Below are 21815 nucleotides of genomic sequence, written 5' to 3'. Positions count from 1 at the left end.
ACGGATCGTCGATGGAACAAGACAACAATTACCAGATCAACGTAAGTTGGCAGCAAAAAGCAGCGACTTGGCTCCAGTCTGTGAAGAACGAGTTATTGATCGATAAGATTTTCTACACCTATTGCTTTATCTCGACTGCTGTCATTTATCTTTGTTCTTTATATCTCGATTTCCCTATTGATTACTCTTTTACCACTTACCTTGAAACGCTAATGCAAGCTTTGTATGTCACAGGCTTAAGCTGGTGTATCTATTATTATTTCTATCTCATACTGCGCAAAGAAAAACAGCCAGCAAAGCGCTTCATACGAAAACTGAAACATCTTATTTTTCCACTGCACCGCCCTGTATCAGTGTTTGTTTCGATGATGGCACTTAACCTGATTTTCTCTAACCACACGTTTTTGAAATCGCTTATTCCAATCATCAATCCTTTTAAATGGGATCTAACCTTTGCGAATATTGATACGCTGTTGCACTTCGGCGTTGCACCTTGGGAATTGACCCATGCATTATTCTCCAATGCTTGGGCCTCACTGGTGCTAAACGTTGCCTACAACGCATGGTTTTTTTGTATGTGGGGGATACTCATCTTTTTCCTTATCTACAAAAAGTACCCGTTGGTAAGGCAACAATTTTTACTCACGTTCGCATTGTCTTGGATGATTCTTGGTGTCTTCTTCGCCACGTTACTCTCTTCAGCAGGTCCTTGCTACGTGGAGCTTATCACTGGAGATGAACAGTTTGTTCCTCTGATGAAAACGCTCGAAGCCCAAAGCCACTATCTTACCAATGTGGACGCTGGGCAATTGTGGGCATTGCCTACACAGCAATATCTTTGGGATGAGTACATCGCCAATGCCAATGGTATTGGTTCTGGTATTTCGGCAATGCCGAGTTTGCACGTCTCCATTGCTGTTTTGATGGCGCTATCAATTTATAGACTCAACAAAACCATCGGCTACTTTGCTTACGCTTTCGCCGTCATCATTCAAATCGGTTCGGTACATTTAGCCTGGCATTATGCGATTGATGGTTACCTCGCAACACTCTTAACGGTGATGTTATGGAAGATAGTTGGTTGGGCTTTGCGGCGCTATGCTTCTTACCCAGAAAGAAGAGAATAAACGGCTAATTGAACAAACACCTTTGCAACGGACTACTCTCCATAAATGAAAAAGTCCCCAGAAATGAAAAAGTCCCCAAAAATGAAAAAGCCACTCCATCTTGCTGAGTGGCTTTATTTTTAAATAGACTGTGAAGTTATTGGAGAAGCGCGGTAGAGGTATCCCCTCGCTCTCTTACCATTGCTAATGCTCGCTCTAAGTTTTTATTTGCCAGTTCATAGTAGGCCGGATTCTTATCAATAGCCTGTTGTAGATAAGGAATCGCCTCGCCTGGTTTGCCTTGAAGGATCAAGAAGTAACCAACATTGTTGAGTGCTTCCGGCTCTGTCATGTGTCGACTAAAAATACTCAGCGCTTGTCGTGGTTGATCTTTTGCCAGTGCAATGAGACCCAAGTTATTGATTCCCTTTTCATCCCCCGGCTTAATGCTCAGCGCAGCTTGAGTAAAGTGCGCCGCTTTTGAATAAGCTTTTTCCATGTAGTAGGAATAGCCTAGGCTGACTAAAGCGTTGACGTTTCTTGAATCAATATCCAACGCTTTTCTAATTAATGCCTGCGCAATATCGTGGTCGCCACGAATGTCGTAAAGCACACCTAGACCGGAGTAAGCAGAGACAGGTGATTTATCATCATAGCGATATGTTGCAACGCTCTCTGCAGTAATGTTGTCTTTAGTGATAATAGGATCGCCATCCATGCGAATTTGGTCAGCATTCAAAGCTCGGATGTAGTAACTCTTCCCGACGTCCTTTTCGCCACGTTTCGTATACAGAGTGCCAAGTTCTGTGAGGGAACCAATGTGATCAGGGTTCTCTGCTAAAGATGCTCGAAATGATTTATCCGCAAGTTCTGAATTCTCTCTTGCCAAATGGATACGCCCCACGGTGTATAAGGTTTTGTCTTTATGGACCGCGTTAGGAAAAGAGAGCGAGCGAATGTATTCATACAACGCTAAGTCGACATTTTTATTGCTTAATGCAATATCCCCTCGAGAGATTGCCTCCTCCTCTGTTTTTGGAGGTTCATCATTGGTGAGTGACTCAACGGGCTTACCTGAGTACAGCGTTGAATCGAAGTCTGATGACTGTTCAGTTGTTGAACATGCGGTAAGCACCAACAACGAGATGATGACGTATTTCTTAATCCACATAACGATCCCTATTTTGCTTTTTAATTAGAAAATGCCTCAGCCAATGAAATTAACGCAGGTCCAATAGCCACGATGAAAAAACATGGCCAAATAAACAGCACCATTGGAAACATCATTTTGACTGGGATTTTTGCAGCAATTTCTTCTGCTGCTTGTTGACGCTTATCCCTATAGTCTTCGGTATACTCACGCAAGGAGTTGACTAAGCTCCCACCTATTCGAGAGGCGTGGCTAAGCATGCTCACCAGCCCCATCAATTCTTCTAACCCTGTCCTTAATACTAGCTCCCTTAAGGCTTCAGGCATTGGTTTACCCGCTTTAATTTTGTTGCACACCGTGTCGATTTCATCGGCAAGCTCTGGGTGAGAGATAACCAGCTCATCTGCAACGCGACGCAAAGCCGCATTAAAGCCAAGCCCTGACTCGGTACAAACCACCAGCAAATCGAGCATGTCGGGCACACCTGCACGAATCGCTTGCTGACGCTTGTTGACCATTCGGCGCAAAATAAAATCAGGAATCAGAAGCCCAATAAATACGGATAACGCCATGTAGGTGTACAGATATTTAGATTCCGGAATCGAGAAATACACCAGTGCCGCCACCATCACACCTAGTATTGTTGTGACCGATTTAATTGCATAAAACATCGACAATGCATTGCTTTCATGAAAACCAGCATGCATCAGTTTATTGCGTGTCGTTTGGCGCTCTTTTTCACTGGTTGGCGAAGTTAAAGGCGCTAACGACTCCAATGTGTCAGCCATTTTTTTGTTGTGGTGAGAGACTTCCTTTTTATCACCAGACAGTTCGGCTAACTTTCTTTTAATTGGCGAGTTGACCCCGATAATTATCGAGCCCAGCGTCATCACCACTAACACGGTGGTGATGAGGATCAACCCCATGAGTAACGTCTCTTGGCCGACAGCAAAACCGTTTAACCATCCTTGAATGCTTTCCATAGCTACACCTCAATATTGACGATTTTACGAATCCACAGCGTGCCGATAAATAAGGCCACCATCCCACCAATCACCATTTTGATCCCCATTGGGTGCGTATGAAGCAGCTCAATATACTCAGGCCGAACGAGTGAAATAATGACGTACAACCCAAAAGGCGCCAATACTAATACCCATGCCGACATTCGAGATTCCGCAGAAATGGTTTTGATTTTTCGAGCGAGTTTGAAACGAGCACGTAGGATATGAGAGAGCTTTTCAATGTTTTCGACTAAGTTACCACCCGTTTCTTTTTGCAGTAACACCGCACTCGAGAAAGCAAGCATGGATACCGTAGGGGTTCTTTCTGACATTTGCATAATCGCCAAGCGGAGGTCATAACCATAGTTGAGTAAGTTAAAGGTATTCATGAACTCAGGGCCAAGCGGCGCACTGACCTCTCTGCCTACTTCCCCAAACGCTTGTGTAATTGGCTGACCGGCCTGTAGTACTCGCTTAATGATATCGAGCGCCTCTGGTAGTTGCTCTTCGAACTTCATTAAACGATCGGCAATTCTTTTCTGTAGGTAGAAGTAAACCGACACCCAACAAGCGACCGCAACACCGGCACAGAGGTACCAAACTTGCCCGAATAAGAACAGAAATAGCCCAACCGCAACCCCGCCGAGGAAGGTGAGAAAAATAAACCGACTGAACCCCATGTGTATCCCAGCCAATTCCAATTTCTTCTTAAAGTTATCGAATAGGCTGAACCTCACAAGCCATCGCTCTAATGGAGAAAGGTTTTTGAGCGAGTTTTCCCTTAGTAGGGAAATACTCTCTTGATCGATGTGTTTATGGCTTTCGTGTATCCGCTTAATTAACTGCTTATGCTTAACCTTTTTACCCGCAGAAGGCAAAATTAACGCCTGGCTAATAAAGAATACGGACAAAAAAAGCAGCACAAGAAAAAGGGGGAATTGACTATCCATAGCAATCTCCTAACGGGCTTTTTCATTGAATATTTCAAATGGTACGTCTAAGCCTCGTTTTACTAATTGGTCATGACAGCTTGGTACAATCCCTGTTGCCATGTAATCACCTAACACATTGCCTTCTTGATCGACCCCTCTTCTTTGGAAGGTGAAGATCTCCGACATGGTGATAACGTCGCCTTCCATGCCATTGATTTCTTGTACGCTGACCATGCGGCGTTTACCGTCTTCTTGGCGATCCATTTGCACGACAATATTGATGGCGGAGGCAATCTGCGCTCTCAAGTTTTTGGTCGACACATTCCAACCCGCCATCGAGAACATATTCTCAATACGGCTCAACGCATCCCTTGGTGTGTTCGCGTGAATGGTGGCCAGCGACCCATCATGACCCGTGTTCATTGCCGATAACATATCCACCGCTTCTGAGCCACGAACCTCACCAACAACTATCCGGTCAGGACGCATACGTAGCGAGTTTTTCACTAAATCGCGCTGAGATATTTCGCCTTTACCCTCGATGTTAGAAGGACGTGTTTCTAAGCGAATAATATGTGGTTGTTGGAGTTGTAACTCTGCCGAATCCTCAATGGTCACAATACGTTGATCACTTGGAATGAAGCCCGACAAAATATTCAGCGTGGTTGTTTTACCAGAGCCTGTACCACCAGATATCAGGATATTCATTTCCCCCACGACCGCAGCATTGAGAAACTTCGCCATCTCTGGAGATAACGAACCAAGCTCTAATAGGTTATCCATATTCAAACGTTCAACCGCAAAACGTCGAATAGAAACGGAAGGGCCATCAATGGCAAGAGGAGGAATAATCGCATTGAAACGCGAACCGTCTTTGAGTCGAGCATCCACCATTGGTGATGCTTCATCGATTCTTCGTCCAACCTGGCTAACAATGCGATCAATGATGTTGCGCAGATGGCGCTCATCTAAGAAGGTATGTGGCGTTTTCTCGAGCTTACCAAAACGTTCGACAAAGATATTTTTCGGACCATTGACCAAGATATCTGAAATCGTTGGGTCTTCAAGCAGCGGTTCCAGCGGCCCTAGACCAAACACTTCATCTTCAATTTGATGTATCACGCGATTGCGAGCTTCAGAGCTCAACGGGTGTGTTTGATCTTCAGCAATGAGCTGAACGACCGCTTCGCGTAACTCCTCTTTCGCGCGATCTTCTTGCAAGTGCGATAAAAGCCCGAGATCCAAGGTATCCAGTAGCTTTTTGTGATAGTAGTGTTTGATCGAGAGATCTTGTTCTAGCTGTTTTTTCTGCTCCTCGATCGCTTTCATCTTGGCTTCAACAGGCGATAAAGCCCTTTGCTCATCTGACGTATCTTCGTCAGATTTTGCCAACTCGACATTCACAACTTTGGATTCTTTTGTTTCATCTACGGAATTGAAAGAACTCCCGACGCCTTTCCGTTTGAAAAACATAACTCCCCCTTACTAAGAAAATAGTTTTTTGATCCAACTTTGATTCTCTTTGGTCGGACTTTCTAATAAGTGCGATATTTCAGCCAAAGAAGCTTTCAGCGCACTATTTTTCTTAGATTGAACAATTGGGTTACCCAAATTAGCGCTCTCGATAGCAATAGCAAAATTATTAGGTACTAAATGTATCGCATGTCCACTAACTGCATTTTCAATGTCTTTCAAAGATATTGTTGATTTCTTTTCAAAACGATTAACAATCAGTTCAACCTGATGACTACTTAAACCATAGTCTAATTCTAAAGAACGTATGTAGCTGACAGCATGCTTAACCGAAGTAACATTCTGCTGCATAATTAAAAAGATATGCGTAGCCGGAGAAACAATTTGTTGATAAACATGCTCAACACCATGAGACAAATCCACAATAATATGTGAGTAAAACTGTCTCAGAATAGGTAATAACTTACTGACTTGAACTGCATGTTTGTAGTTACCTTTAGGATCATTTTGGTTAAAACATAAATAATTCAAACCTGAAGGATGTTGATATACGAGACCTTCTAGTGATAACTCATCCAAATCATTAACAGAATCAATCACATCATTAATATTGTATTTTGGCTTACAGTTTAAATAATCGGCCGCATCACTAAACTGCATATCTAAGTCAATGAGCAATACTTTACTCTTCGCGTAACTTGACAGTTCTATCGCGGTGTTGATCGCCAGTGTTGTTGCACCCGAACCACCTTTTGTATTGATAAATAAAGTTAAATCGCCCATTTGTTTATTGGCAATCTTTTCGTCCGCCGTCGATTTTAATAGTGGATATAGTTCATCAAGATCAACAGAACGCGACAAATAATCTGTTGCGCCAAGCCTCAACGCCATTTTGAGAGATGCAGTATCGTTTTCATCACCAAAGACAATCAAAGCGGTGTGATTATGCTGTAAGCTACTGTCACTAGAGTACACATGAGCCACTTTCTGCGCCCAACTTTCTCCTGTTTCAATATAAATAAGATCGGGAATTTGCTTATTTTTTACAAAGTCCAAGTTAAAGGAACCTAGCTCTATCCAATCAATATTTAGATTGACACACCTTGATAATTCATCAGCAATGTGAATTTTAAAATTTGACGTAGAATAAACTATCCAAACAATCAAGTTTGTTTTTAAACTTTTATGCGTTTCATTATCCATTTTGACTGGTTTCAACATAAAGCTACTCCATTAGCAATCCGTAATGACATTGGTCCCTTCAGGCCTAAGTATTCCTAAGCTCTCTGCAGGCAATATAGTTTCAAAAGCTGGAGTACTCCCTACTGCATTAATTAAAGCAGCTAAAACAAAAAACTGAAAAGTATAATTTACCGCTCTTGCTCGAACATATTTTATCTGAACAAACTGAGAATTTAAGGTTGCTTGATCTGCTGGTGGTGTAGATAAAAAGCCTGAAACATTGACAGCAGCACCGTTCTCATCCAAATAATCAATTTGCAAGTTACTTGCAGAAAAACCAGATGGATAGAGATCTGATACAGCTGGTAAATTAGGAATATCGTCTCTATCAGCGATATAGCACACGGTAGCAAGCCTCGCAGCTCTTCGCGTTACTTCGTTAACCATCTGTACTGAAAAAAAGTAGATTGCAAATTCAATTATCAAGAACAAAACTAATATGACTGCTAAAGCTATCAGCGAGAATTCAAGTTGAGTCACCCCTCTCTGTTTACATATTAAACGTTTCATGGGCCTGTCCTCATTGATGCAGAAGCTCCGATGCTAAATTGCAAGGAAGCATTCGAGAAAGGTAGTGTAGAAAATATCGGCACATAATTATAAGTAGCTGATAAAGTAACGATTTTATTCGTTGCTGTTGGTCGGGTGATAACAATATCTCCAACATCAATATAATCGATAACTGGATTTGATGAAGCGGTAGGTGTTCCATATACCACGACATTTTTGATGTTGTTTTCATCAGCAATAGCGTCAAAGTCTAAGGTACCGTAAGTATCAACCACTGCGTATCGAGCTCCATTTTGAAGCGCTTTATTAACCTCGGTATACTGGATAAATGCTCGACTCACATCGATAACTAATACGGTAAGCATCAATAATACCGGTAACACAAGTATGAACTCGATAATGGCAAGTCCGTCTTGATGCCGACCTGTTATTAGTTTATTTCTTCCTTTTAAATACAACATATTAAGAAGCCCCACTAAAAGGGTCTTTATAAAGCTGGATCTTATATAGACCTTTGTCTGAAGGATCGGTACCAGTTGAACCATTATTAATGACGCAGTCTTCTAAAAACTGCCCAAAAATCTCTGACTCATTCCCTTTTTGCTTAACCTCTTGAAGGAGAAAAAAGCAACCTAGACCAAGGACTTGAACTGTTTGTTTACCACCAGTAGTCTCATCACAATTAATGATTGGAATTCTTAAGATTCTTCTACCGCTAGAGCCATCCTCATCGTAGTATGCGTTATTACAGGTACCACCAGAGCTACAGTTCGCTAAAGCTGATACATAATCGGCGTAGTAAAAATTGCTATTTTTATAGGTCTCGCTATCAAGCAAGGGCGAAGGTTCTTCTGTATACTTATCACTTTTTACTGCCCCCCCTTCTTGGGTTGGCCCATTAAATTGACCAAAACGAGTATTGATCCCTTGAGCAACTGGTCCTGTCCCTTTACCTGTTTCTGTATCAATAGTTCCTCCAACCGTTATGCAATTATTTGTTGCTCCTGCAAATGCATCCCGAATAGCGTTCTTACCAGAAACCCCAAGATCTAAAAGATGGAAGTTTCCAGGTCCAATACCACCACTCTGGTGATCCGCCGGTTTTAGTTGATACAGAGTGCTAGAGACGCGATCAACTGATGGGTTATATCCTGGTTGCGGAACATACCCCCAGGTTGTTTCTGGTGAAGAAGTATCCGCACACATTGCTATCGGTGAAATGTTACATGTGTAGTTTATTCCTGCACTTCGTCCTGCTACCGCACTTGCAGATACTTGCTTGTCTATACCAAAAATGGCACTTAGAAATCGTCCAAGTTCCAAATTTGAAACTTCCACTCGGACATAAATGTCATATTCACCTGATATTGGTGGATTAAAATCCCCCGCCTTAACAAATGACTCTGGACTCATGTCCATCGAAAACCTCACAGAAGTGTTCTCGTCAGTAAAAGTTAACTCACTATTACCTGAACTAGTCGAAAACCCAGCAAGATATGTTTTGGCAGCCGTTTCTGCCTCGCTAACATTGCTAGTCTCATCAGCAACAACAGCAGCTGCCAATGCCGCTGCATCCACAGAGTTCTGTAACCTTGTTTTATTTAAGATCTGATGGTTTAAATCAATACCGAACGCAGCAACGCCCAGCAAAATCAACAGAACTAAACTTATAAGCACCAATGTGATCCCTTTCTGGGTTCGCCTTGTTGCTGTTTGCATTTTCATTCGCATAGCCCCTCCTATAAGTGAACAAATCACTTATTTTTCTTTGGCTACCCCGTTGTTGTTATATACCTCTAAGCTAACTTGTGTACGCTCACCACTACCTTCCGGTAAATAACCCAAATTCTCATACCACGCATCTGGATTAAGAGTTTGTTCAGCGCGCAACTGGCTAACCGAGATACCAAGCTCGGGGTCATTCGCACAGCCAAACAAGCCGAATGATGTGAAACAAATGGTCATTATCATTATGCTTTTCATCTTGCTCTCCCACTTATAGACTGTGCCCAAACTTGCCCTCAGAGCCACCTTCTGACGAACCGTATTGAATAAAGTTGTTGTTAGTATCTTCTTCACTGATGTCATTTAGCTGGTATCTATCGAAATCCAACTCAGCACCTTTACCAAGCAAATAGAACTCCACATCGTTCGGAGCCACAAAGCCATCCGTTGGCAGTGTGATTCGACGTCGATCGATTGGGGTTGCTAATCGAGGAGTAACCAGAATGACTAGTTCTGTTTCCCCAGAGGTAAATTCTTCACTCTTAAACAAGCGGCCTAACACAGGTAGATCACTCGCACCAGGTATACCATTCGCAACGTTACGCGCGTTTTCACTCAATAGCCCTGCAATACCAATGGTTTGACCATCTGCCAGCTCAATCGTGGTACCAGCACTTCGTTTAGTGATTGGTGGAATAAAGAACGTGGCATTCACTTCGTTTGGATTAAACGTCAGCACACCTGAGTTGGAGATTTCACTCACATTGACGTTCAATTTGAGGTTGATTCTCTTATCACTCAAAATAAACGGAACGAAGTCGAGTTGAACACCGTACTCTTTATAATCGATGGTAATACCATCTTCATTTGGTACTGGAATTGGGAATTCACCACCAGCGACAAACTCGGCTTGCGTACCACTTAATGCGGTAAGGCTAGGCTCTGCCAACACTTTCGCCACGCCATTTTGTTTCGCCACATCAAGCGCGAAGGTAAACAAGGTATTGCTATCGATAAACGACCCTAGAAAACCGAAATCTTCGACTGTTGGGACGTTCAAAATCGGTCCAATTCCATCAATACCGCCACCAGCAGTCGTACCACCCCAGGTAAAGTCTCCACTTCTTTGGAAAAAGTGGAAATTTGAGTCAAAGCGTCTTACTAGTGTGCGCTGCACTTCGGCAACGGTCACTTCTAGCGTCACCTGTTGAGCCCCGCCAATAGAAAGTAGATTGATCACCATGCTGTCATCATCTTTAGAGCTGTCATCTTCTTCATCTGCCGCTTCACCTAAAGCGAAGGTTTCAGCAATTTTGACCGCAGTGTCCATGTTTTGCTGACTGCTGACCAAGCCTCTAAGTACCACTTTTTCTTGCGCACTGTGCACTTCGATATTTTCATCCGGCAAGAACTGATAAAGCTTCGACTTAAGCGTGTTTAGATCATGCGTGACTTCCACGTTAAACTGCTCAATTAACCGGCCTCGGCGATCCCATACCGACACATTCGTGGTACCTAACTTCTTACCAATAAGAAACAGCTCGTTCGATCTGAGCACTAAAATATCCAAGACTTCTGGATCCCCTAACGTCACTTTCTTCGCTTGGCCGGATATCATCAATTGGGTTGATTGGTGATGCGCAACGGTCACGACTTTTCCTGACTGCACCGTGGCTGCGTTAACAGACAAGCTGACAAAAAGTAACTGGCTAACGAGTAATATTATTGTTTTCATAATTCACCTAATTGCTGACTCGGACACTGGATGCCTGAGATCCCTTAATAATGGTCACACTAGGTCGTGGCGTGTATTTTCTTGCTACAACAGGTTTATCCACTTCATGAGGGTTGCGTAGAGCAAGTTGAATGTCGCCTTTGCTGTTCGCCGATAAGAGCTTTTCTGCCTCTTTCGGTGTTACTTCTAAAGTCACCGCACGCACAATAACGGGTTTGTTATCATTGGTTTTGGCTGTTTGGTCGACCGCAAGAACGTTGATGTTTTTAAGCACCGTTTTTGTTGTGGCGTTTTTACCTTGTCCATAACTCACGGTATTCAATACATCGACCTTATTGCCCGGCAACAAGAACCCGGCCACACCGATAACGTCATTAACACGAATGGTGATTGCTCGTTTGTTTTCAGGAATTAAAGCAGCAAGTGTCGCGCCCTCACCGGGCAATGCAAGACGATTCGAGTTAACCAGCTCGCCCGCATAAATGGTATTGGCAACAATTCTTCCCAATGCCTGTTCTTGTACTTTTAGCGTTTCATCGTCTATCCAATCCACTTCCATGAGCTTAGTAGACAAATGTTTCTCAGATAGAATGGTCCCTGGCTCTAGTTCCATGGCGGCAACTAAAACTGGGTGTCTTTCGACCTCTTCTAACTCGACAGTTGGTTGGTTTCTGCCATCCATCCATTGTTTAGCGATCAAAACGGCGGCAAGGCCGAAAACAATGGAGAGCAACAGCAACATGATGACTTGAGTCCGACTCATAATTTAGATCTCCCTATTCATCCACTGTGAAGTACAGTCCCCAGGCACGGGTTAAAATGTCTGATGAGACGACCTTCTCTTTCCCTTCGAACACCAAAATATCGCGGCTAATACCGAGTAAGTCTTTTGGTAAACAAGGGTAGTTGGCGACATCATTGTCGCGATGTAACTGACTTAACGTATCGAAAAACTCAGGCACAAGCGTCATTTGGTAATCTTTAGCAAGCGAAACCCAAAGCGCTTGATAATCTGTCAAACCAAGCGGTGTAAACTCGATCTTGTAACCCAAACGACGTAAAAAAGCTGGGTCTGCAATTTTGCTTGGTGCAAAGTTGGAGGAGAATGCCAGAGTGAGCATAAACGGCACCGTGACTTGTTGACCATTTGGCAAAGCTAGATGGTCAAATAAGTATTCCATTGGAACGATCCATCTGTTTAGCAGGGCATCAACAGGCATTGACTGACGACCAAGGTCATCAATAACCAAGATTCCGTTGTTAGCCATCATTTGCAGTGGCGCAATCCATACACGATTATGCTCACTGTGGTTTACCTCAAGCATATCCAATGTCAGCTCACCGCCCACTTGAATGTTTGGTCTTTCACAAAGAACCCAGCGTTTGTCGTAATGCGTTTCCAACTTAACGAAAACCTGAGAATGGGAGTTGTCTAAACGACGGTGATGATGCTCTGAGAACACTTTGATGATGTTGCCATCGGCATATACGGCATAAGGAATGAATACCGAAGTGTTCATTGCATTGAGCACTCTTGATGCGACGTAACTTTTACCGGTACCCGCATGACCATACAGCAACAAAGCACGACCCGAGTTAATGGCCGGCCCTAAAACGGGTATCAAATGATCCGAACCAAACACGTCAGACAGCGCTCGCTCAACATCATTGCGATTAATAGGATGCTTGCGAAGATCTTGTCCCTCAACAACCGTCCAATATTCTTCCAAAGAGACGGGAACAGGACCGATATACGGATCTTTTCTATACGCAATGTCTGCTTCTGCAAGCCCAAGCTCGGTTAAACTGTAGCGTACGTTGGAATACGATGTACTCAACTTGTCTGATGCTGGCTGATAAACTTCTACCCAACTTCGCTTTCTTAACTGCGCCAAAGCAAGTTCAACAATATTTGAAACCACGCACAACCGCTGTGTTAATTCAATCAAATCACATTTCGGATAGGCAGACAGATGTTTCAACACGAGGTTTTCGACGACTGAAGCCGGTATGCCAAGACCCTCGACAGACGAAGGCACTTTTGGTGAATTTATTTGTGGCACGAGTTTTTCCCAATACGCAGAGCCCATCACACTTCCCCTCCTTGAAGTTGCCTAGCCAACTGATGCTGCATGTACTGCATGCCATTTATTATTTTTATTTAGTGGGTGTAGGAGAAATAAGCTAATCCAATTACGATTATCGGCGCGAAAGGAATGACTAACGGCTTATTAGACCTAAAGCCTGGTGTTACTTTTTCTGAGCAATACCCTTTTATCTGGTGTGATAGAGCAACACTAGTCGATGACACGTGTAACATTAGATAAAAAATGCCCACGATGCCTCCAGCAAGTATTATTCCAGTAGACGCTTCCCCAAGATTACTCAGACCGAGCCATGTTCCTACGACGGCGAGTAACTTGACGTCTCCTCCAGCCATTGCTTTGAACAGATACAGCGCGAAACACACTGCAAACGCAACCAGCCCACCATATAAATGATCCAAACCACTTGTGGCTGGGTTGTAAATTACGTTTGCAGTAACAGCAACCAAAAGCATAAGCACCGCTTTATTTGGTATTTTGTGTTTCTGAGCGTCTGAGACTCCAATCGCAATAAGCAATGACCAAATAATTAACTCAGTCTCAAGCATTAATCTTATTCACCAGCAGTATTAATATCGCTTGCGACTTCTACAAACTTGTCTGCGAGAGTTCCCCAAAAGTCTGTGGTCAACATCGCTGCTACAATTAGTGCCGCACCTAAGATGTACTCCAAAAGTGTTAGCCCCTCTTCATCTTCCATGAAGTCCTTGATTAGATTGCGAAAGTTATCCATAAGATAGTCCCCTTTATTTAACCATATCTCGCTTGTCCATGACGCAGGTATCATATACACCCGAATCATGCTTAAACATTAGTCACCGAGAATTAGGGGGGTTAGGACTTTTTTGCCAAAGGTTGGTACTTTCTTGCCCACCTGTGCTTCAGAGCCAAAATGTATCAATAGTGAGACACCTCACTAAGATCTATGTGACATATTTCACACTTGCAGTATGACTATATAAGCCTAAGCTTAATAAACGAAAGGGTGAGGTCTGAAGCTCAAGGAATGAGGCTCGACTGACCTCAATACATACTAACGTTGGTGTAGTACGTACTGAGCGGGATTCATATGGATAGACTGACCAAAGCTTATTGGATTGGAGAGACTCTTTGCTCGCTGCCGGAATCACTTCGCTGTGAGTTTGATAAGAGCTTTGAGATTATGGACTGTAGCAACGATATCTCTGTGCTTAGCGATAAAGAACACAGCTATTTCTTCTACTACATGACTTGCGATCATCGAGAGCACCTGAAAGGCGTCATCACGCTCTGTGAAAATCTCGACAAAAAACTGATCGTTATACATCCAACTGGTATCGAGCCTCACTTACTGCCAAAGCATATTTGTGCGGAATATTATACGTTGAATGAAATCACCCTCCCGATTTGGCTATCACAGATAAAATTGAAATACTTTTTGCACAGCAAGGTCGACGAAGAACAAATTTCGGTCGATAAACTCTTTTCTCGAAGCGGAAAGTCGAATTTTTCTGACGTGGTTCATTACATCGCCAATAACGTCCATAAAGACCTAAGAGAAGAGGAAGCTGCTGCGCTTTGTCACTACTCACCGAACTACTTTTCCAAAGTATTCCATCGCAAAGTTGGTATGTGCTTTCGTGATTATGTCACTGCGAAACGTATTTCATTAGCAAAGAAAATGCTCGTTGAAAATGAATCCATGAAAATTGCCTACATCGCTTATCAGTGTGGATACCGAGATGTCTCTTACTTTTCTCGAATTTTTAAGAAAAAAACAGGCCTGTCCCCAGCGAATTATCGGCAACAGTTTTAGGCGCTATTAGTACCGACTTTAGGGGTAACTAACGCTATCCTCCCCACATATTTCATCAAAATGCATTCCCGTGTCGTTATTTAACATGCTAAAGTTAACAATGCATTAACAATTATAAATACAACGAGAAGACATGGAGTCACTAAAAATGAATCAGCCGAATCTAAACAGCGCTGCTGGTTGCGCTCTCCCACCACCAAATGAAATGATTCTCAAATGGGCTCAAGAGCGTCCAAATGAGGTCTATCTAAAACAAATTATTAATCGACAATTTGTTGAATACACGTTCGCTGATGTTGCCGATCAAGCCTTAAAACTCGTCAGTGCACTACGCAACCTCGGAGTACAGCCTGGTGACAAAGTAGCATTAGTATCTAAAAACTGTGCAGAGTGGTTTATTTGCGATCTTGCGATGATGCTTGGCGATTATGTCAGTGTGCCAATCTTTCCTACCGCCGGCGCGGACACCATCGAATACTGTGTGACTCATAGTGAAAGTAAAGCGCTCATTGGCGGAAAACTCGATGATCCTAAAGCAACCCAGCAAGTCATTGATGCAATGCCGGAGCTCATTAGTATCTCGCTCCCCTACGATACTGCACCAAAATGTCAATATGAATACCAAGCACTCATTGCCGATGCAATGCCAAGTGAAGAGCGTCCACAGCACTACGACGATAAGCTAATGTCTTTGGTGTATACCTCTGGGACGTCAGGATTACCGAAAGGTGCGATGCTGACCTACGGAGCGTTTAACTGGTCCGTACAACAACTGATAAACCATATCGGTATTCAAGAAAATGATCGTCTATTTTCTTACTTACCTTTGGCTCATATTACAGAGCGCGTCTACATTTTTGGTTCATCCATCATGGGTGGTGTACCAACAGCATTTCCAGAATCATTGGATACCTTTATCGAAGATGTAAAAATGCACCGCCCGACTCTGTTTATCTCAGTCCCGCGATTATGGACGCTATTCCAACAACGTATTCAAGACAAACTTCCACAGAAGAAGCTCAACATTCTATTGAAAATCCCATTCGTCAATTCTCTGATCAAGAAAAAGCTCGCAGAAGGATTGGGGTTGGATCAGGCTCGAGTATTAGGCTGTGGCTCTGCCCCGGTATCACCAGCACTGCTGGAATGGTACCACTCTGTAGGACTAAATATTACTGAAGCTTGGGGCATGACAGAATCATTTGCCTATAGCACGCTCAACTACCCATTTAGAGCTGACAAAATTGGTAGTGTCGGTAATGCTGGACCAGGTATTGAGTTAAAAATCGCTGACGATGATGAAATCATGGTGCGTGGCAAAGGGCTATTTTCTGGCTACTACAAAAATGACATTGCCACCCAAGAGTCTTTTGATTCAGAGGGCTGGCTACACACAGGCGATATCGGCTCTATCGACTCAGATGGTTACCTAACCATTCAAGGCCGTAAAAAAGATAACTTTAAAACCGCCAAAGGTAAGTTTGTCTCTCCAGTTCCTATCGAGAAAAAACTTTTCGAATACAGTCGCGTAGAGATGATGTGCCTCATCGGTTTAGGGCTACCAGCCCCGATTCTTTTGGTTGTGCCACATGATTTTCCTAACTTTGATCGGGAACGGTACGCACGAACCACCCGCAAAGTCATTGCAAAAATGAATCAAGAACTCGCCTCTCATGAGCAAATCAAAGGCGTATTAATGATTAAAGAGCCTTGGAGCATTGAAAATGGCGTATTGACGCCAACACTCAAAATTAAACGTCATGTGCTTGAGCAAAAGTATCATGAAATTGGTCACAACTGGCCGAAAGGTGAATTGGTTGTGTGGGAAGAAGACTTATAGCCTTGTCTGCACTCCTCAATATCATTGGGGAGTGCAGTTTAATTCTGAGCTTGAATCAAACTCATAAACTACTCTCTCCAAAAAGGCTTCCTCACTTCACTATTAATTTCCTTTTCATCTAATCCAATATCGTCCCAAAGATGTTCTGGTAACTCTCTCAAGTGACGACGTGTCTTGTAGTTTCTTCTCCAACTAGCAAGTTTAGAGTAAATTAACTGTAATCCGGTCTGATGGTCAGCTGGTAAAGTGCGCTCACAAGTGTGTGTCATGTTTTCCATGTAACCAACTCCTATAACAATGTTGACCACTTAATAATCAGCGACTACGCTGATATCCTCAAACGATAGAATCTGCCATTGAGTTAAGGAAAACTAATGTGAAAGATCGAATGCCTCCTTTACAGGGCTTGTATTACTTCTTCGTTGCAGCAAAGGAAGGTAGCTTTAAAACAGCGGCAAAAGAATTGTTTGTTACGCCAGCTGCCATTAGTCAGCAAATTCGTCATCTTGAAGAGTTTTTAGGAACGGACTTATTTGTTCGCCAGCACAGAAAAATCGTGCTCACACCTGAGGGAGAGCTGCTGTTTACTCAGGCTGAAAGAGGGTTTGCTCATTTGCAGCAAGGGGTTAGATTGGTTAATCAAGATCCTAATCCTAACCACCTTTCGATATCAACACTCCCCTCTTTCGCTCACCATTGGTTAGTCCCGAAAATTACGGCTTTTCGTCAGCGTCACCCTGATATCGCCTTACTATTAGAACCAACCAATGATTTGGTGTCTTTTCAAGATAGTCAGATCGATTTGTGTGTCCGTTACGGTTTAGGAAAATACCCTAATTTAGAATCACAATGGCTAATGGATGAAGCTTTTTATCCTGCCTGTCACCCGGTATATCAGAAAGAGCACGGCATCTATCGCATTGAAGATTTAAGCAAAGCAGAGCTCATCGAAGACGTTTGGCCAGATCTGGACTGGAACATGTGGTTAGCGAGACTTGGTCATTCAGCGGCAAAGCCTGCTTTAAAATACAGTGGCTCACACTTGGTGTTAGAAGCTGCGTTATCACTACAAGGCGTAGCGCTCGTCAAACACAGTTTAGCTCATCAATATTTCCGTTCAGGCAAACTGGTCCGAATTGGTGATATAGCCATTAAACCCAAATTTGCGTATTACCTGTGCGCTCCAAAAGGCTACTTAAAGCGACCTAAAGCCCAATTGTTTGCACAATGGTTGAGAGAAGAAATAGAAACATTTGAAAAGTCAGTGATACCAGATTTTAAAACCATCGACCTCAATGTTAGTAATACTGGCTCAGCTTCAGAATAGTCGGTAAACAGCACCAAAGGCGTATATCAGCGAAACAAAAACGCGCTATGTATAAGCGGTTAGATACAAAAAGCCCCGCACTAGGCGGGGCTTTCAAGTTATAGAGTTAACTTAAGAATTACTTCTTAGCGTTACGCTCTTTAACGTCAGCAATTACTTGCTCAGCAACGTTTGCTGGACATGGTGCGTAGTGTGAGAACTCCATAGAGAACTGACCACGACCAGAAGTCATTGTACGTAGAGTACCGATGTAACCAAACATTTCTGATAGAGGTACATCACCCTTGATACGTACGCCAGTAGACGCAGCTTGTTGGTCTTTGATCATACCACGACGACGGTTAAGGTCACCGATTACGTCACCAACGTGATCTTCTGGAGTGAACACGTCAACTTTCATGATTGGTTCAAGAAGTTGCGCGCCAGCTTTAGGCATAGACTGACGGAATGCGCCTTTAGCAGCGATTTCGTAAGCGATTGCTGAAGAGTCAACTGCGTGGAAACCACCGTCGAATAGTTCAACTTCAACGTCTAGAGTAGGGAAGCCAGCTAGAACACCGTGCTCCATCATTGACGCAAAGCCTTTCTCAACTGCAGGCCAGAATTCTTTAGGTACGTTACCACCAACAACTGTTGACTTGAACGTGAAGCCAGAGTTTGGCTCACCTGGTTTGATGCGGTAATCGATCTTACCGAACTGACCAGAACCACCAGACTGTTTCTTGTGCGTGTAGCTGTCTTCGATTGCTTGAGTGATAGTTTCACGGTAAGCAACCTGTGGAGCACCAACTTCTAGCTCAACGCCGTAAGTACGCTTAAGGATATCTACCTTGATGTCTAGGTGAAGTTCACCCATACCTTTCAGGATAGTTTCGCCTGAATCTTCATCAGTCTCAACTTGGAATGATGGATCTTCTGCAACCATTTTACCGATCGCGATACCCATCTTCTCAGAACCGCCTTTATCTTTAGGCTTAACTGCGATAGAGATTACTGGATCTGGGAAGATCATTGGCTCAAGAGTACATTCGTGCTTAGGATCACATAGAGTGTGACCAGTTTGAACGTTCTTCATACCAACTACAGCGATGATGTCACCAGCTTGTGCTGAATCGATCTCGTTACGCTCGTCTGCGTGCATCTCAACCATACGGCCGATACGCTCTGTTTTACCAGTTGCAGAGTTAAGTACTGTGTCACCTTTCTTCATCTTACCAGAGTAGATGCGGATAAAGGTTAGAGCACCAAAACGGTCGTCCATGATCTTAAATGCAAGCGCACGTAGTGGCTCGTCTGCAGATACAGTCGCAACTTCACCAGTTGGCTCACCAGTCTCTGAATCAGTTAGAGGCTGTGGATCAACTTCTGTTGGAGATGGTAGGTAATCAATTACCGCGTCAAGAATAAGTTGGATACCTTTGTTCTTGTACGCTGAACCACAGTAAGTTGGGAAGAATGCTAGATCACGAGTACCTTTACGGATACAACGTTTGATGTCTTCTAGAGATGGCTCTTCGCCTTCTTCTAGGTAAGCCATCATTAGATCTTCGTCTTGCTCTAGAGCAGTTTCGATTAGCATTTCACGGTATTCAGCAGCTTTTTCTACCATGTCTGCTGGAATATCTTGAACTTCGTAGTTCTCTGGCTGGCCAGACTCATCCCATACGTAAGCTTGTTGGCTTAGTACGTCTACAACACCTACGAAATCTTCTTCGATACCGATAGGTAGAGTCATAACTAGAGGTGTAGCACCTAGTACGTTTTGTACTTGATCTACAACTTTGTAGAAATCTGCGCCCATACGGTCTAGTTTGTTAACGAAGATCAGACGTGATACGTGTGATTCGTCAGCGTAACGCCAGTTAGTTTCTGACTGAGGCTCAACACCACCAGAACCACAGAATACACCGATACCACCGTCAAGTACTTTTAGAGAACGGTAAACTTCGATAGTGAAGTCAACGTGTCCAGGAGTATCGATGATGTTTAGACGGTGATCGTTCCAGAAACAAGTTGTTGCTGCAGACTGGATTGTGATACCACGTTCAGCTTCCTGCTCCATGAAGTCAGTTGTAGTTGAACCGTCGTGTGTATCACCGATCTTATGGATCTTACCAGTTAGCTTTAGGATACGCTCTGTAGAGGTAGTTTTACCCGCGTCTACGTGAGCAAAAATACCAATGTTTCTGTATTTTGATAAATCAGTCATTGTCTTACTCTGTTAATAAGGTATAAAGTGCGCGCAGAGTATATCACATTCTGTCAATACTGATACCCTTGCGTGCGGATGGAAGAAAAAAAATTTTAACGTGAAATTTCCGTCCCCAAAGCATAGTCAAACACAGCAATTTATGTACTTTATTCGCATTTTATTGAGGACGGATAGAACAGTTTGTGATTACACAAATACCATTCTTATGAGCATTACAGCTCGTCAAAAGCCTCTATAGCTTCCGACAATTTCTTAACGCCGTGAATTTGCATGCCAGGAATGCCGCCTTTCGGCATGTTGGCTGCAGGCACAATGGCTTTCTTGAAACCATGTTTGAACGCTTCATTCAAACGTTCTTGCCCACTTGGCACAGGACGGATTTCGCCTGCAAGCCCGACCTCACCAAAAATAACCACATCTTTGGGTAGTGGACGGTCACGAAAACTCGATAAAAGCGCCATAACTAACGCAAGATCGGCACTCGTCTCCGTCACCTTAACACCGCCAACCACATTAACAAAGACATCTTGGTCTGCCATTTGTAAGCCACCATGCTTATGCAACACAGCGAGCAAAAGTGATAAGCGGTTCTGCTCCAAACCGACCGCAACACGGCGAGGGTTTGCCAATTGCGAGTAATCCACCAACGCTTGAATCTCTACTAATAGAGGACGCGTACCTTCCCACACGACCATAACAGAAGAACCTGATGTTTCTTCTTCACCACGAGAAAGGAAAATCGCGGATGGGTTACTCACTTCTTTCAACCCTTGGCCTGTCATTGCAAAGACACCGAGCTCATTCACAGCGCCAAAGCGGTTTTTATGACTACGCAATGTGCGAAAGCGGCTATCAGTACCACCATCAAGCAGCACTGAACAGTCTATAATGTGCTCAAGAACTTTAGGGCCCGCAAGGGTACCATCTTTTGTTACGTGACCAACAATAAATACCGCGACGTTATTCTGTTTTGCGTATCGTGTCAGAGCTGTCGCAGATTCACGTACTTGAGCAACACTGCCCGGTGACGATTGGACATCTGAAACGTGCATTACCTGAATCGAGTCAATCACCATAATGCGAGGTTGCTCTTTTTCGGCAATTTGGCAAATTTTGTCGACGTTCGTTTCCGATAGCATTTTTAAGTGCTCTTTCGGCAACCCTAGTCGAGAAGCACGCATTGCTACCTGCTGCAACGATTCTTCACCTGTTACGTAGAGCGTTGGCATTTGCGCAGACAAACTACACATGGTTTGCAGCAACAAGGTGGATTTACCAGCGCCAGGGTTACCACCAATCAAAATAGCGGCGCCGGGTACAACGCCCCCACCTAATACGCGGTCAAGTTCTTTAAACCCACTGGTGAAGCGTGGCACTTCCTGCAGATCAATTTCGGATAACGTTTGAACTGTAGCTTCTGTTGCGGAGCCCGCGTAGCCGGATAAACGTTCATTACGAGCAACCGTTGGCGATGCAGCGATACGGACTTCTGTTATCGTATTCCACGAACCACATGCGTTACACTGCCCCTGCCAACGGGGAAAATCCGCGCCACAATCATTACAAACATACGCTCGTTTTGCTTTCGCCATGATGCCTCGATTTTTTCTACAAATGTGACTAAGCACAGCCAAGTCAGACCTTAACTGAAATGAACTA

The 21815-nt window shown here is 43.6% G+C and carries 21 protein-coding genes; 4 read left to right on the top strand and 17 right to left on the bottom strand.

The window, feature by feature from the left end:
* Positions 1-11: 11 nt before the first annotated feature.
* Complete coding sequence (locus tag OO778_RS03730; protein WP_257887770.1) at positions 12-1127, top strand: phosphatase PAP2 family protein; 1116 nt, start codon at positions 12-14, stop codon at positions 1125-1127.
* 136 nt (positions 1128-1263) lie between these two features.
* Here OO778_RS03730 and OO778_RS03725 read toward each other — a convergent pair whose 3' ends face one another.
* The 14 genes from OO778_RS03725 to OO778_RS03660 form a co-directional block, all read right to left on the bottom strand.
* Entirely contained in the window at positions 1264-2277 is a 1014-nt protein-coding gene (locus OO778_RS03725) for a tetratricopeptide repeat protein (RefSeq protein ID WP_006742396.1), read from the bottom strand.
* A 20-nt stretch (positions 2278-2297) separates the two neighbouring features.
* Entirely contained in the window at positions 2298-3239 is a 942-nt protein-coding gene (locus OO778_RS03720) for a type II secretion system F family protein (protein ID WP_047008928.1), read from the bottom strand.
* A gap of 2 nt (positions 3240-3241) precedes the next feature.
* Positions 3242-4210 carry a type II secretion system F family protein gene (locus tag OO778_RS03715; protein ID WP_006742394.1) on the bottom strand — a complete coding sequence of 323 codons (969 nt, stop codon included), beginning with the start codon at positions 4208-4210 and terminating at the stop codon, positions 3242-3244.
* 9 nt (positions 4211-4219) lie between these two features.
* Complete coding sequence (locus OO778_RS03710) at positions 4220-5665, bottom strand: CpaF family protein (RefSeq protein ID WP_006742393.1); 1446 nt, start codon at positions 5663-5665, stop codon at positions 4220-4222.
* Between the two features lie 12 nt (positions 5666-5677).
* On the bottom strand, positions 5678-6886 hold the full coding sequence (locus tag OO778_RS03705) for an AAA family ATPase (protein ID WP_257887772.1): 1209 nt from the start codon (positions 6884-6886) through the stop codon (positions 5678-5680).
* Positions 6887-6898: 12 nt separating this feature from the next.
* Complete coding sequence (locus OO778_RS03700; protein WP_258614074.1) at positions 6899-7417, bottom strand: TadE family protein; 519 nt, start codon at positions 7415-7417, stop codon at positions 6899-6901.
* Positions 7414-7878, bottom strand: a complete 465-nt coding sequence (locus OO778_RS03695; protein ID WP_222712291.1) for a TadE family protein — start codon at positions 7876-7878, stop codon at positions 7414-7416. Before OO778_RS03695 ends, OO778_RS03700 begins: the two co-directional genes overlap by 4 nt.
* Position 7879: 1 nt before the next feature.
* The gene (locus tag OO778_RS03690) at positions 7880-9148 is read right to left on the bottom strand and encodes a pilus assembly protein TadG-related protein (protein WP_257887774.1); all 1269 of its coding nucleotides are present in this window, start codon (positions 9146-9148) and stop codon (positions 7880-7882) included.
* 27 nt (positions 9149-9175) lie between these two features.
* Positions 9176-9400, bottom strand: coding sequence for a hypothetical protein (locus OO778_RS03685; RefSeq protein ID WP_257887775.1), 225 nt, complete (start codon positions 9398-9400; stop codon positions 9176-9178).
* Positions 9401-9413: 13 nt separating this feature from the next.
* A complete protein-coding gene (locus OO778_RS03680; protein WP_257887776.1) occupies positions 9414-10877 on the bottom strand; it encodes a type II and III secretion system protein family protein in 1464 nt (487 codons plus the stop codon).
* A 7-nt stretch (positions 10878-10884) separates the two neighbouring features.
* A complete protein-coding gene (cpaB, locus tag OO778_RS03675) occupies positions 10885-11640 on the bottom strand; it encodes a Flp pilus assembly protein CpaB (RefSeq protein ID WP_006742389.1) in 756 nt (251 codons plus the stop codon).
* A 13-nt stretch (positions 11641-11653) separates the two neighbouring features.
* Complete coding sequence (locus tag OO778_RS03670; RefSeq protein ID WP_257887784.1) at positions 11654-12967, bottom strand: AAA family ATPase; 1314 nt, start codon at positions 12965-12967, stop codon at positions 11654-11656.
* A 71-nt stretch (positions 12968-13038) separates the two neighbouring features.
* Positions 13039-13530, bottom strand: a complete 492-nt coding sequence (locus tag OO778_RS03665; protein ID WP_085342680.1) for an A24 family peptidase — start codon at positions 13528-13530, stop codon at positions 13039-13041.
* Positions 13531-13535: 5 nt separating this feature from the next.
* The gene (locus OO778_RS03660) at positions 13536-13715 is read right to left on the bottom strand and encodes a hypothetical protein (RefSeq protein WP_085342679.1); all 180 of its coding nucleotides are present in this window, start codon (positions 13713-13715) and stop codon (positions 13536-13538) included.
* A gap of 336 nt (positions 13716-14051) precedes the next feature.
* On the opposite strand from OO778_RS03660, the gene OO778_RS03655 reads away from it, so the two are divergent.
* Together OO778_RS03655 and OO778_RS03650 are read left to right on the top strand one after the other, a co-directional pair.
* A complete protein-coding gene (locus OO778_RS03655) occupies positions 14052-14777 on the top strand; it encodes a helix-turn-helix domain-containing protein (protein ID WP_256935715.1) in 726 nt (241 codons plus the stop codon).
* A gap of 148 nt (positions 14778-14925) precedes the next feature.
* Positions 14926-16617: an AMP-binding protein gene (locus OO778_RS03650; RefSeq protein ID WP_048625935.1), complete on the top strand. Its 1692-nt coding sequence runs from the start codon at positions 14926-14928 to the stop codon at positions 16615-16617.
* 68 nt (positions 16618-16685) lie between these two features.
* On the opposite strand, the gene OO778_RS03645 is transcribed toward OO778_RS03650, so the two are convergent.
* Positions 16686-16895: a DUF1127 domain-containing protein gene (locus OO778_RS03645; RefSeq protein WP_041852893.1), complete on the bottom strand. Its 210-nt coding sequence runs from the start codon at positions 16893-16895 to the stop codon at positions 16686-16688.
* A gap of 98 nt (positions 16896-16993) precedes the next feature.
* On the opposite strand from OO778_RS03645, the gene OO778_RS03640 reads away from it, so the two are divergent.
* On the top strand, positions 16994-17944 hold the full coding sequence (locus OO778_RS03640; RefSeq protein WP_065645470.1) for a LysR substrate-binding domain-containing protein: 951 nt from the start codon (positions 16994-16996) through the stop codon (positions 17942-17944).
* A 118-nt stretch (positions 17945-18062) separates the two neighbouring features.
* On the opposite strand, the gene fusA is transcribed toward OO778_RS03640, so the two are convergent.
* Positions 18063-20153 carry an elongation factor G gene (fusA, locus tag OO778_RS03635; RefSeq protein WP_012841459.1) on the bottom strand — a complete coding sequence of 697 codons (2091 nt, stop codon included), beginning with the start codon at positions 20151-20153 and terminating at the stop codon, positions 18063-18065.
* A gap of 215 nt (positions 20154-20368) precedes the next feature.
* Positions 20369-21748 (bottom strand): DNA repair protein RadA, encoded by a 1380-nt coding sequence (radA, locus tag OO778_RS03630; RefSeq protein ID WP_046875036.1) that lies wholly within the window; start codon positions 21746-21748, stop codon positions 20369-20371.
* Between the last annotated feature and the right edge of the window lie 67 nt (positions 21749-21815).

It is taken from the genome of Vibrio sp. STUT-A16, from assembly GCF_026000495.1.
Taxonomy (GTDB): domain Bacteria; phylum Pseudomonadota; class Gammaproteobacteria; order Enterobacterales; family Vibrionaceae; genus Vibrio; species Vibrio diabolicus.
Note: the sequence above shows the minus strand (reverse complement) of the source record. Positions and strands in the feature narration are given on the sequence as shown.